Here is a 13,428-nt window from a genome sequence, read left to right on the forward strand (position 1 = left end):
TCTTGGTCGAGAACCCATCTACCAGGAGCTTCGTCGTTCCGTACAGCCCACACCGACCAACACCACAGCCCCACCGTCAGGTTGAAAAAGGCTCACTTCCTGCTCCAGGATCCGCCCCGGCTGCTCGCCGCGAACTTCGTTGCCATGGAGGACGGCTACCAGATGGAGGTCCTCGCGGGACGGCGCACGCGCACCGAGGTGATCGCCGCCCTGCGCTCGTACGCCCGGGCGGTCACGGGGCACGGACTGAGCGACGGAGAGCGGGCGGACCCCATCTGACCTTGGGGCGGCCGGACTTACGACCGCCCGGACTGACGGCCGAAGCGGACGCGGCGTCGGCCCGGACGCACCGCCGGCCCGCCTCGTGACGAGGCGGGCCGGCGGCAATCGGGTGGGTGCGGACTCCCGTGGGTGGGGGAGGGAGGCCGCGGGGCGGTGTCGGCGTCAGGGGCAGGTGGCCAGGAGGACGGAGATGACCGTGCAGCTCGCGGTCGCGCTGTCGTTGAGCGGGTTGAGGTCGGTCGGCGAGGACGCCGTACGGGTGGCGGAGACCGAGACGCGCCCCAGTGAGAGCAGGCCCAGCGGTACCCGGAACGTCTTGGTGGCGGCGGCCCCGTTGGCGATGGTCCCGTAGGCGCAGGTGACGGTGGATCCGGAAGCCGTGCATCCCGGGGACAGGGTGTTGGCGGACGCGCCCGGCGGCAGGCTCGCGCTGACCGTGGCCGAAGTGGCCGTACCGGGACCGGTGTTGCGGGTGGTGAGGGTGTAGGTGAGGTAGGGGACCAGCAGGCCGAGGCCGGGCTGTGCGGCCAGGTCCACATCGATGTCGGCGGGCGGCAGCTGGTAGGTGTACCGGCCCGCGCCGGTCACGGCGCTGGTGCCGCCGGGCGTGGTGACCTGGACGTCCACGGAGCCGGCCGCGCGGGCGGGCGCGGTGGCGGTGCAGCTCGTGGCGGTGCAGGAGAGGCCGGTGCCCGGGTTGCCGGGGCCGAAGTCGATCGCGGTGGCGCCGTCCAGGCCGGTGCCGGTGACGGTGACGACCGTACCGCCGGCCGTCGTGCCGGTGGACGGGCTGAGGGAGGTCACCACGGGGGCGGGGACGTAGGTGTACCGGCCGCCGGGCGACGGGGCGCTGGTGCCGCCGGGGGTGGTGGCCTGGACGTCCACGGCGCCCGAACCGGCCGGAGCGGTGGCGGTGCAGGAGGTCGCCGCGCACGTGACGTCGGTGGCCGGGTTGCCCGCGCCGAAGGTGAGGACGGCGCCGGTCAGGTTGGTGCCGGTGACCGTCACGGCCGTACCGCCGGCCGTGGGTCCGGCGGCCGGGCCGACGGACGTGACCGTGGGCGGCAGGGTGAAGGCGAACACGATGCGCCCGTCACCGGAGTTGGCCCCCTCGGTCAGGGTGACGGAGGAGTCGGGAACCGTCCCGGAGACCAGGCTGGACCCTCCGCCTCCGCCTCCCCCGCCCCCACCGGTGGAGCCGTATCTGCCGCCGGCGCCGCCGCGGCCTCCACCGCCGTACCCGGCGCCGCCCCGACCGCCGGCGCCCGTCGGGCTGAACACGCCCTGGGCGGCGGAGCCGCCCGCGCCGTTCGGGTAGGCGCCCGGGGAGCCGTTCGGGCCCTCGTTGTCCGCGCCGGGCCCTCCGGTCCCGGCGGCCCCGCCGGCCGTGTCGCTGCCCGGGCCGCCGCCCGTACCGCCCTCGGCGTCGGGGACCAGGCCGTTGCCGTGGGCTCCCGCGCTGCCGCTGTCACCGCCGGCAGCGCCCCGGAAGGCGGGCGATCCGATGCCCGCTCCGCCCGCCCCGCCGCCCGAACCGGCCGTCAGCAGAGGCGCGTTGGCCGCCGTGGTCACCGCGACGAGGGCGCCGCCGGATCCCGGCACGCCGAACTGCGCGCTCGGAGCGCCGTTGGCACCGCGCCGGCCGACCGTCACGTTGAAGGTCTGCCCGGGCGTGGCGGGAACGGTCGCGACGAGGTGCGCGCCCTTGCCGCCCGCGGTGCCGTCGGCGGCGTTCCCGCCTCCGGCGCCGTCCAGGGTCACCACACCGCTCACGACGCCGTCGGGCACCGTGACGCTTCCGGAACCCCCCGCGGAGCAGGTGATCGTGGTCGTGGCACCCACCAGGACCGGAGCGGCGCACACCCCCTCGGCCGAAGCCGGGGGCGCCAGAACCGTCAGGCCGCCCGCGGCCAGTGCCGAGGACGCGGCCACCGCCAGCAGGCGGCGCCGCCACTGGGTGCGCGGACCGTGTAACACAGCAGTCGAAGACATCGAAGTCTCCCCCTCTCGCCTCCGCCCGGCAGCGGCCGGAGTCGCATACTCCCGGGAAGCCGCGGCCGGGCGCTGCCGTACGACGAACCGGAACGCGGTCCCGTCCGGCGGTGCCGCCCGTTCGCCGGTATTCCAGGGCGCGTTGGAAGGACGACGCCCAGTGATACCGGCGGAAGCATCGCAGCGGCCGGGGCGCCGCGGGCACCAAATGCCGGATCGTCCCGCCAAACCGTTGGAAACCCCGAAATCGGCCACCGAAGTCGTACGGATGTCCGACAAGATGGTGGGTTGCCGTGGTGTGGGCCCGGTCTCTCGGGCTGTCGTGCGGTCGTGCCGGCGGGCTGTCGTCAGCCGGCGGGATCCACGAGGTGGGGGCCGTTGTTGCGGACGCTGTTGACGGCGGTGGAGACCGGGGTCACCGCGAGCCGCCCGCCGGCGGGGGTGTGGAGCAGGGCGCGGAGATCCGTCGTGTCCTCGTGGGAGGGGTCGAGCCAGGCCTCGTAGTCACCGGGATCGAGGGCGAGCGGCATCCGGGGATGGATGCGGCCGGCCGCGTCGGTGGCCTCGGTGGTGATGATCGTGGCCGTGGTGAGCCAGGCGGCCGGATCGTCCCGGTCCTCGACGGCGGGGTCGCGCCAGAACTCGTACAGACCGGCCATGGCCATGACGGAGCCGGTCTCGGGGCGGATGAAATAGGGCTGCTTGTAGGCCTTGGCCGACCCGGTGGCGGGTACGGCGACCCACTCGAAGAACCCGTCCGCGGGCAGCAGGCAGCGGCGTTTTGCCAGGGCCTTGCGGTAGGCCGGCTTCTCGTGGACGGTCTCCACCCGCGCGTTGATCATCCGCGCTCCCACGGCGGGATCCTTGGCCCAGGACGGCACCAGCCCCCACCGCACCGGACGCAGCTGCCGCCCGAGCTCCCCGGTGTCCCGGTCGGCGCGCTCCAGCACCGCCCACACCTCGTCGGTGGGCGCGACGTTCCACGAGGGCCCGAGCTCCCGTCCGGGTTCGAGCCGGGCATCGAAGAGTCCCGAGAGGTCTTCCGGCGCGCGGGAGGAGGCGTATCGACCACACATGCCTCCACTGTCCCACCCTTCCCGTCCGGGCGGGGTGGAGCTCGCCGGACGGAGTCCCCCGACGGGTCGGCCGACCTCAGCCCCTCGACCACGGACTTCGCGGAGTACGCCGACGTGCCCTCCCGGCTGAGGCGACAGCCGGGAGGGCGGAGGCGTGCGCTCAGGCCGGCCGGGCCCGCGTGGAGACCGTCACCCGGTCGACCCGCATCGGGTGGCCCGGTTCGGTGGCTGGGCCCGGGGTCTTGCCGTCGGCCAGGGGGAGGTTGCCGCCGATGGCCACGTTGAGGATCAGGAAGAGGCCGTGGTCCACCGCCCGCTTCCAGGTGTCCGGGTCCATCCGGGAGGCGGCCACCCGGTGGTGCACGCGGCCGTCGAGGTACCAGCGCACCTCCTCGGCGCCCGCGGAGAGATCGACCTCGACGGCGTACGTGTGGAAGCCCGTACGGCAGTCCCCGCACGGCTGCGGGCCCGAGCTCAGGCCCGCCGGTTCCCGGCACGGGCCGCCTTCCAGGGTTCCGCAGTGCATGGTGGCGAAGACGCTGTCCCGGCCGTTGACCGATTCCATGATGTCGAGCTCCCCGACGCCCGGCCAGCCCGTGTACCCGTCGCGCAGCGGCGCCCCGAGGGTCCAGAACGCCGGCCAGTAGCCCGCCGCCCCGGCTCCGGTCACCGCGGGCAGGGCGATCGCGGCCTCGATCCGCAGGGTCCCGCCGGCCGGGGGCGCGAAGTCGGAGCGCCGGGTCTCGATGCGGCCCGACTTCCACGCGCCGTCGGTGCGGGTGGGGACGATCTCCAGCGCGCCCTTGCCGTCGAGGCGGACGTTGTCGGTCGAGTCGGTCATCGTCTCGATCTCACCCGTGCCCCACTGGGCCGCGGGGCAGCCCGGGTAGCACGTGCCGGTGTCGTGCAGCCAGTTCGCGGAGGACGGCGGGCTGCCCGCGGGGCCGTCGAACTCCTCCCGGAAGACCTCGGTCCACCCCGCCGGCCGGGCCTCCCCGGGTGTGGTGGCGGACGCGCCCACGGCGGGCAGCGCCCCGGAATCCGTGAGCAGCCGTTCGAGCCGGGGGGTCAGGACGACGACCGCCGCGTTGGTGAGGTGGGCGTCGTCCCGGTAGAGCATGATGCGGTCCAGCACGGCCGGGCAGGTCGGCCCGTCACCCGGGCACAGCACCGGGTTCACGCTCACGGCGCGTACGCCGGGCAGGGCGCCGGCGGCGATCCGCAGGGCCAGCGGGTCGGGCCGGCGCGAGCCCGTACGGTCGAACGCGCAGGCGGCGGGGTCCTCGGGGCTGCCGGACACGCATGCGGGGACGTCCGTACCGGGCACGGGGGTGTCCTCGATGTAGACGATCGGCGCACCGATCGCCCGCAGGGGTTCGAGGGTCTTCTCCCAGGCCTCGGCGAGCAACCCGGAATCGGCGGTGTAGCGGTTGAGCGAGGAGATCACGATGAGCCGCGGCTTCGGCTGCCGCCGCAGCCGCTCCAGGGCGTCGGCCCGCCACGTGTCGCACTCCCGGTAGGCGCGGCCGAGCTGGGGACTGTCCACCGCCAGCTGCGGCAGGGGGCAGCCCTGCTTCACCAACTCCTGGAGGGCCCAGCCCCGTTGTGCGGCCATGGCGAGCGTCGCCGAGAACCACTGTCCGGCGTGCGAATCGCCGAGCAGCACGATCCGGTCCGGGCTGTCCACCGCGCCGAACAGGCAGTCCGGGCTGCGGGTCACGGCCGGGGCGACCTCGCAGGCCCCGTCCGGCGGGAAGTCGGCCCGCGCCTGCGCCGGGCCGGGCACGACCGGTCCCGCCTGCGGCGGCGCGGAGCCCGTACGGGCGAGCAGGTGCGGGCCGGAGGCGGCGCCCGGGGGCAGACCGGCCGGCTGGACGGGCGTCGCCGGACCCAGCAGGTTCAGCGTGGTCGTTCCCACCACGAGCGCGAGGACCAACGGCAGGACCACGGCCGTGATGCCCACCGACAGTCCGCGGCGCGGGAGTTCGGAGACGGTGCGGCTGCGGCGCAGCGGCTGCTCGACCCAGCGCATGGTGGCGTAGGCGGGCAGTGCGGCGGCCAGCGTGAGTGCCGCCTTCACCGGCCAGTCCTGGGGGCCGAAGCGGGCCTCGGCCAGGACCAGCACCGGCCAGTGCCACAGGTACAGGGTGTAGGAGAGCCGCCCCACCGCCCGGGGCGCCCGCCCCGCGAGGAACCGGCCGATCCCGTAGCTGCCCGGTGCGCTGCGCTCGCCCCGGCCGGGTATCGCGGCGAGGATCACGGCCGCCGCCCCCAGGGTCGGAACCAGGGCGGGGAAGCCGGGGTACGGCGTGGACGCGTCGTACGCGAGCGCGCTCCAGACGATCGCCGCGCCCCCGGCCCAGCCGCACAGCAGCCGCAGCGGGCGCGGGCCGCGCATGAGGTGCCAGGGCAACAGGGCCACCAGCGCACCGACCCCGAACTGCCAGACCCGCGAGGGCGTGGCGAGGTACGCGAGCGAAGGGGAGTGGTCCGTCCAGCGCAGCGACAGCGCGAACGACGCGAGCACCAGCGGTACGGCGGCCAGCGCGACGGTGGAGCGCACGGCGCGGCCACGGCGTACGGCCCGGGCCGCGCCGAGCACGATCAGGGCGAGCAGCGGCGCCCAGAGGAGGTAGAACTGCTCCTCGACGGCGAGGGACCAGAAGTGCAGCAGCGGGCTCTGCTCGTGCCCGGCGGCGAGGTAGTCGGTCCGCTGGGCGACGAACCGCCAGTTGGCGACGGAGAGCGCCGCCGCGACCACGTCGTGCTCCAGGTCGGCGCGGCGCAGCGGCACGGTCAGCCAGGCCCCGGCCAGTGCCACCGCGGCGAGGACGACGGCGGCGGACGGCAGGAGCCGCCGGGCCCGCCGGGAGAAGAAGTCCAGGAGCCCGATCCGGCCGGTGGTGATCGCCTCGCGGACGAGCAGGCCGGTGATCAGGTAGCCGGACACCACGAAGAAGACGTCCACGCCGACGAATCCGCCCGCGAGCCCCGGAACCCCGGCGTGGAAGGCGAGGACCGCGAGGACGGCGACGGCGCGCAGCCCCTCGATGTCGGGCCGGAACGCGGAGCGGTGCGGACTGGGTCCGGACTCGCCCCCGGATCGTGCGGCCGGCGCGCACGGGGCGGCGGCCGACGGGGTGGGTTCGGGGGGTGGCACGGGAACGGGCGGGGAGGAGGGGGCGGGGGAGTGCATGGTGTTCGTGGAGCCTTTCAACTCAGCCAGGGAAGCATGGGGTTGACCCACCCGGATGCCAGCAGGCCGGTGAGCAGGAGCACCGCCGAGGCGGCGAGGGTCTCGGGCCAGCGGCGCGGCAGCACGCCGCTGGGGGAGTGGCCGCCGAAGGCCCGTACGAGGCTGCGGCGACGGCCGCCGCGCGGATCCGGTCCGGGCCCCGCCGGGGCGTCCCCGGCGACGGGGTCCCCGGCGGATTTCCCGGAGGCCGCCGCCGGCCGCAGCTCGGCGATCAGGTCCCGGACCAGCGGCCCGTTGATCTGGCACTGCACCAGGAAGTAGAGGAGCAGCCCCCAGTTGGGCTCCCAGCCGTTGCGGGCCACGGCCAGTGCCAGGCCCGCCGCGGCCGCGCCGTTGGAGAGGACCAGCCAGAGCAGCGAGACGCCCACCACCCGGCGGGCCATCCCGCCGGAACGGGCGGGGCCCCGGGTGCCGGTGGGCACCCAGTCGGCACTGCGGCCGCGCAGCGTGTGCAGGAAGGCGGTGGCGGCCGCGACGCTCGTCAGGACGTTCGCCCGGATCACCTCCACCCGCCAGCGGGTCCTGCTGATCCGCGGCAGCAGCACGTGCCAGAGCCACAGCGGGGCGAGCAGGGGCAGGACGTGCCAGGGGCGGATGTCGTCGGGGTACCAGAACATCATCACCAGGGGCGGCAGCGGCGCCGCGAAGGTGTTCACGGCGGCGGCCAGATAGCCGACGACGCCCTCGTAGAAGCACAGGCGCATCCGCCAGGGCGCGCCCATCCTCCGCAGGACGGGCGAGGTGAGCAGGTGGAGGTTGCCCATCGCCCACCGGTACTGCTGGTTGACGAAGGAGGTGACCTCGTCGGGGGAGGTGCCCTTGGCGACCAGCACCGGCACGTACAGGGTGCGGAAGCCCCGCGCGTGCAGGGCGAGGCCGGTGTACAGGTCCTCGCTGTGGTCGAGGCGGGCGAAGCCGCCGGCCAGGTCGATGGCGGCGCGCCGGTAGACGGCGTTGCTGCCGCAGCAGATGGCGGCGTCGCTCGCGTCCCGGGACGGCTGGATCCAGCGGAAGAACCACTCCTGGGCGGAGCCCGCGGCGCGCTGGATCCACCCCATGGACCCGTCGGTGTCGAAGCACTGCGGGCTCTGCACGATCCCGACGGCCGGGTCGGCCAGATAGGGCACGAGATGGCGCAGGAAGTCCGGGCGGGGTGCGAAGTCGGCGTCGAGGATGGCGATGAACTCGGCGCTGCTCAGGGTCAGCGCGTGATTGAGGTTCCCGGCCTTCTTCAGGTGGCCGCGGTCGGGCCGTACCACGTACTCGTACCCGTACGAGGCCGCCAGCGCGGCGACTTCGGGCCGGTCGGCGTCGTCCAGGACCCAAGTGGTCAGCGCGCCCGGCCAGTCGACGGACGCGACCGCGCGGTAGGCGTTGTCCAGGACGGGGAGCGGCTCGCCGCAGGTCGGCAAGTACAGGTCCACGCCCGGCAGTCGGGCGGGCTGCCAGGCACGTACGAGCACCTCGTGCGAGGGCCGGGTGAGCCTGCGCTGGCGCAGGCTGTTCACGGAGGAGAGGACGAGGGCGGCGAGGTTGAGCCCGAGGACGGCGAGGAAGGCCCACAGGGCCGGAGTGCGCAGCGCGAAGGTGAACATGGTCGCCGCGGTGAAGACGAAGGCGAGGCTCGTGCTGATGAGGACCCAGCGTCGTTGCGGGCCGAAGTACCAGTAGAGCTCCTCGTCGGAAGGTGGTTGTGGAAGATGATGAACACTCATAAAGCCCCCCACGGCTGTCTATGCGCCCGTTTCGGCTGACCTGACCACGGTCACCATAGCGCCAGAGGTATAGACCAATTGTTTCCGTGCGGCCAACACGCGTAATCGGCCACGGGATTGGCGCATCTCAAGTGGTCCAGACCTCTACTCCACCCATTCGACCGGCCGCGCCGCCTCCCGCCGGGAAGATGCAGGTCACGGGGGAGTGAACAGACATCGAAGACTTGCGCGGCCGGGCGGCCGCGCGGGCTCGAGATCGAGGTGGAGGCCCACGCGCGCGGCGCGTCCCCGCCTCCTGGTGAGCACGTACCCGACCCCACAGGTGTCATCGAGCGCGCGCGGACCGACGATGGTCGTCAGCGGGTACGAGGCCGCCCGGGGCGGCCCGGAGGACAGCGAGGACGCACGCATGACGCTGTGGGCCCGGCCGTTCTGGACCGGAGGGGCCTCAGGGGCCTGAGGTGCGGACGGGCCTCAGGAGCCCGAGGCGGCCCCGTGGCGGCTGCCGGGGCTACGCGATCCTGGCCCCGCCGCACGGGGGCAGGGTCCAGGTCCCGGGCCCTCAGGCCCCCGTGGCCGTGGCCGTCGCCACCGTCCGGGCCGGGTCCTCGTACACCGGGTCGAGGGCGAGGAGCGCCCCGCCGCGCGCCGGAGCGGTGAAGCCGAGCGTGGACAGCAGGAGGCGGCAGCCGCCGGTGTCCGGTGCCATGACCCGCTCGGCCATCAGCCGCTCCACCCGCGGGGCCAGCCGGTCGCCGAAGTAGGTGAAGTAGCCGCCGAGCACCACCGCGCGCGGGTTCAGGACGTCCGCCAGCAGCGCCAGCCCCAGGCCGAGACCGTCGGCGATCCGGTCCAGGGCCTCCAGCGTGCGGGAGTCCCCGGCGCCCGCCCGCGCCTGGAGGTCCGTCAGCCGTGCCTCCAGGTCCAGGGAGGGGTCGTGTACGGGATCCTCCGGGGCGGCGGCGTGCCGCAACAGGGCCGTGAGCCCGACCATGGTCTCCCAGCAGCCCCGGCGCCCGCAGGCGCAGAGCGCGCCGCCCGGGTCGAGCGGCATGTGGCCGATCTCCCCCGCGAACCCGGCCGCGCCGCGGTGCAGCCGGCCGCCGCTGATGATGCCGCCGCCCACGCCCGTCTCGCCGGTGACGTAGATGAGGTCGTGGATGCCGGCCGCGGAGGCCTCCAAGTACTCGGCCACCGCGCCGAGTTTGGCGTCGTTCTCCAGGCGCAGCGGGGGCGCCCCGCGCCCCAGGCGGGCGCGGATCCCGCTGACCGCGTCGATGTCGCGCCAGCCGATGTTCGCGGCGTAGACGACGGTGCCCGCCGAGATGTCCACGACTCCCGGGGTGGCGACGGTGACCCCGGCCGTGGCGATCGCGGCCGCGTCGAGGGTGGCGAGGGCTTCGCGGACCAGTCCGGCGGCGCGGTCCAGGACGGCCTCGGGCCCGGCGGCGCGGACGTCCAGGGCGACCCGCCGCTCGAAGACGGTGTCCCCGCCCAGGGTCAGGGCCACGGCGGCCAGGTAGTCGACGTTGATCTCCAGGCCGATCCCGCAGAGCGCGCGGCCGTCGATCCGGACGTTCTGGCCGGGGCGCCCGACCGAGCCGTCCCGCTCGGCGTCCCCCTCGCGGACGAGGTCGAGTTCGATCAGCTCGGTGACCAGCCCGGTGACCGTGGGCCGCGGCAGTCCCGCGTCATCGGCGATCCGGGCACGGGAACGCGGTCCCGTCTCGCGCAGGAGGCGCAGCACGAGACCCAGATTGGCCCGGCGGATGGTGGCCCGGCCGGCGGGCCTGGCCGGGCCGTTGATCACGACGGGGGCGATGCCGGCATCGCCCTGCCCGCTGCCCTCGCCGCCGCCGCGCCGCACGCTTCGCGGATCTGTACTCACCGGTACTCCTCACTGCTGTCCCCCGAGAGTCTGCCACCCGTGCGCCCGGGCCCTGCCCGTCCCGCCCCGGCTCCCGTTCCGCAGCTGATGCGGCACACCGCCCCCACCCCTCCGGAGAGGGGTGGGGGCGGTGTGCCGAACGGGCTCAGAACCGGCTGGAGACGGTGGCTCCGGCGAAGTCCTGCGCGGCGTGCAGGCTGACGTAGAGGTAGCCGGCCGGGGGGTTGGTGATGGTGAGGGTTTCGGTGTTGCCGGTCTGGGCCGAGCGGGCGGTGTAGTTGCCCGTGGTGGCCCAGGAGGTGGGGCTGTAGTAGAGGTCGGCGTTGCCGGTGCCGCCCGAGACCGAGATCTTCAGGGAGGCGGTGCCGGCCGGGACGTTCACGTAGAAGTAGCGGTGGTTCCCGGCGGTGGCGGAGACGTTGGAGCGGCTGCAGTCGGCGCCCAGTACCCGGACGTCGGTGCCCGGGCATTCGACCTGGGCCGTCCCGAACCGCGTCGAGACGGTGACGCCCGCGAAGCCCTGCACGGCGTGCAGGCTGATGTAGACGCGGCCGGCCGCGGGGTTGCTGACGGTCAGCGACTCGCTGTTGCCGCTCTGCGCCGAGCGGGCCGTGTAGTTGCTGGTGGTGGCCCAGCCGGTGGGGCTGTAGTAGAGGTCGGCGTTGCCGGTGCCGCCCGAGACCGAGATCTTCAGGGAGCCGGTGCCGGCCGGGACGTCCAGGTAGAAGTACCCGTAGTTGCCGGTCGTCGCGGAGACGTTGGAGCGGTGGCAGTTGTCACCCAGCACCCGCACGTCGGGGGCGGCGCATTCGCCGGGCCCGGCGCTGCCGACCGTGACCGCCTTGCTGGTGGTGGCGGTGGCGCCCTTGTTGTCGGTGACCGTGAGCTTGACGGTGTACGTGCCCGCCGCGGCGTAGGTCTTGGCCGGGTTGGCCGAGGTGGAGGTGGTGCCGTCACCGAAGGTCCAGGCGCGGGAGGCGATGGTGCCGTCCGCGTCCGTGGAGGTGTCGGTGAAGGTGACCGCCAGGGCGTTCACCGAGGCCGCGAATCCGGCGACCGGGGCCTGGTTGACCGGCGGGGTGGTGGTGCCGCCGCAGTCTCCGGCCGCGCACTTGACCAGCCAGGCGGCGAAGTCCGCGTCGTAGCGGGTGCCGATGGTGGAGGTGAGCAGGGTGCGGGCGGCCGCCCAGTTGCCGGCGCGGTAGTGGCCGAGCAGCGTGGCCACGTCCTGCGGGTGCGACTGGACCAGGTAGCGGACCGCCAGGTAGCCCCAGCGGTAGACGCGGGTGGAGTCGGAGTTGTCGTAGGTGGTGTCGAACAGCGTGCTGAGCTTGTAGGTGTTCTTGCCCGCCTCGGCGGCGGCCTGGTCGTAGCTGACGCCGCGGTACGAGTAGGAGATGTACTCGGCCAGGCCCTCGACCCACATCACGGTCGGGGTGGTCATCCCCGCGTCGAAGTCGCCGTACATGTTGAAGCGGCCGTCGAGGTAGTGGGTGTACTCGTGGTTGAGGTTCCAGATCTGGAACTCCGGCCGGACCCACTCCGCCTCGTAGGCGATGAAGCGCGGCTGGTTCCCCGTGACCGAGGGGTCACCCTCCAGGTACATGCCGCCGTTGTCGGTGCTGATCCCGAAGATGACACCGGCGTAGGCCTGGTAGTCGGCGCTGGAGTCGAAGGCCACCACCTCCAGCGCGGTGTTCTTGTCGTTGGCGACCGGGCCGTTGTCCTTGACCACGTTGTGGAAGAAGGCGTCCTGGTTGGCCAGGCTGGTGCAGCTCGCGCCGAGCTCGGCGGCGGTCATCTGCTGCGCGACGATCCGCAGGCTGGGGCTGCAGGTGTGGTTGACCGTCAGGACGGCGGCACGCACCCGGGCCGGCAGGTCGCAGGTCCCGTAGGAGGAGCAGTTGGCCGCGTCGTACGAGGTGGTCATCTCGGCGAGCGGCACCCACAGCGAGGAGGTCCGGCCGGTGATCGAGGTGCGGTCCAGCAGCTGCTTGACGAGCGGCCGTACGGTCGCCTGGAGCGCGGAGTGCTGGAGGAAACGGCCCAGTTCACGGCCGGCGTTGGCCGTCAGGTAGCTCTTGTCCGTGCCCAGGAGCGCGTCATGGGTGACGGCGAAGTCGCGCAGCACCGTGAGGATGCTCGGGTCGGCCTGTACGGCCGGCAGGAACTCGGCGGTCTGGTGGCCGCGGAAGAGCACCGTGTAGGCGTTGTTGACGGCCGCGACCATCGACGGGCTGCTGTTGTACGAGGAGTTGTAGCCGGTCAGCAAGCGCTTGGCCACGCCGAGGTAGCGCGCGTTCTCCTGGGCGCTGTCGATCAGGATGACGCTCTCGCCCAGGGTCGGGCCGTTGGCGTCGGTCACGTCGGCCGCGCGCGGAGCGGCGAAGAAGGTGTCCAGGGCGCCCCGGATCGAGGTCTTCAGAGCCGGCCCGTAGGTCCCGACGGTGGACTCGTTGTACCACTGCACGTAGTAGCCGGCCCGCAGGAAGAGCACGAGCTGCCCGGTCTTGGTGCTGTTGTCGCCCGGGTAGGTGGCGGAGGCGGTGCGCAGGGCGTCGGCCACCGAGACCATCTGCGCCTCGCGGAAGGCGGCCTGCGCGTCGTTGCCCTTGAGCAGGAACAGCGAGTTCACGCAGTCCATCTCGGAGGCCTTGATCTGCTGGACCAGCGCGGCCCCGGTCTTCGAGGTGAAGTCCGCGACGTTGCAGGCAGCGGCGAGGGCATCGGCGGCGGCAGCGGCGCCGGGCGCCAGCATCGCCTTGGACGAGCGCTGCTCCGTGCGCGCGGCCTCTTTGGTGGCGCGGAGCGGTGCGCGCTGGGACAGGTCCGCGTCCGGACGGGCAGCGTGTTCGGACCTGAGCGCGGCGGCCGCGGCGGCCGGGGTCGAGGGCTGCGGGGCGGCGCCGGACTTCACGGCCGGAGCGGGCGCGGCGGGCTTCACTTCGCGCGCGAAGGCCTGGCCGGCGGGGGCGAGCATCGTCAGGCCCAGACAGCAGGCCAGGGCGGCTATCAGGGGCCGGGCACGGCCCTTCGTGGTGGGGGAACTGCGCATGAGGGGTGGGCCTCCGAGCCGGTCTGCCGCCGCGCTGACAACGCGGCGGATGGGGAATGCGCACCGTGACGTCGACGGGAGTTGGTGGGGACGTCAACTCTGTCGTGTACACGGCTATGCAGTGTGCGATGTAACATGGCACACATCACATGGCTCTGGAAGTC

The 13,428-nt window shown here is 73.7% G+C and carries 7 protein-coding genes; 1 reads left to right on the forward strand and 6 read right to left on the reverse strand.

Translation table 11 applies throughout. From position 1 onward, the window contains the following. The first annotated feature begins 81 nt into the window (after positions 1-81). Positions 82-279: a hypothetical protein gene (locus ACIQV3_RS37895; RefSeq protein WP_403721139.1), complete on the forward strand. Its 198-nt coding sequence runs from the start codon at positions 82-84 to the stop codon at positions 277-279. 165 nt (positions 280-444) lie between these two features. On the opposite strand, the gene ACIQV3_RS37900 is transcribed toward ACIQV3_RS37895, so the two are convergent. The 6 genes from ACIQV3_RS37900 to ACIQV3_RS37925 form a co-directional block, all read right to left on the reverse strand. Next, the gene (locus ACIQV3_RS37900) at positions 445-2,259 is read right to left on the reverse strand and encodes an IPT/TIG domain-containing protein (protein ID WP_403721141.1); all 1,815 of its coding nucleotides are present in this window, start codon (positions 2,257-2,259) and stop codon (positions 445-447) included. Between the two features lie 362 nt (positions 2,260-2,621). Next, on the reverse strand, positions 2,622-3,350 hold the full coding sequence (locus ACIQV3_RS37905; protein ID WP_403721144.1) for an SOS response-associated peptidase: 729 nt from the start codon (positions 3,348-3,350) through the stop codon (positions 2,622-2,624). Between the two features lie 160 nt (positions 3,351-3,510). Further along, entirely contained in the window at positions 3,511-6,546 is a 3,036-nt protein-coding gene (locus tag ACIQV3_RS37910; RefSeq protein WP_403721269.1) for an acyltransferase family protein, read from the reverse strand. Positions 6,547-6,563: 17 nt separating this feature from the next. After that, positions 6,564-8,321 (reverse strand): glycosyltransferase family 2 protein, encoded by a 1,758-nt coding sequence (locus tag ACIQV3_RS37915; RefSeq protein WP_403721147.1) that lies wholly within the window; start codon positions 8,319-8,321, stop codon positions 6,564-6,566. A gap of 562 nt (positions 8,322-8,883) precedes the next feature. Further along, complete coding sequence (locus ACIQV3_RS37920; RefSeq protein WP_403721150.1) at positions 8,884-10,209, reverse strand: ROK family protein; 1,326 nt, start codon at positions 10,207-10,209, stop codon at positions 8,884-8,886. Positions 10,210-10,354: 145 nt separating this feature from the next. Next, a complete protein-coding gene (locus ACIQV3_RS37925) occupies positions 10,355-13,264 on the reverse strand; it encodes a collagenase (RefSeq protein ID WP_403721153.1) in 2,910 nt (969 codons plus the stop codon). Positions 13,265-13,428 lie beyond the last annotated feature (164 nt).

The organism is Streptomyces sp. NPDC099050 (genome assembly GCF_044759865.1).
In the GTDB taxonomy this organism is placed as follows: domain Bacteria; phylum Actinomycetota; class Actinomycetes; order Streptomycetales; family Streptomycetaceae; genus Streptomyces.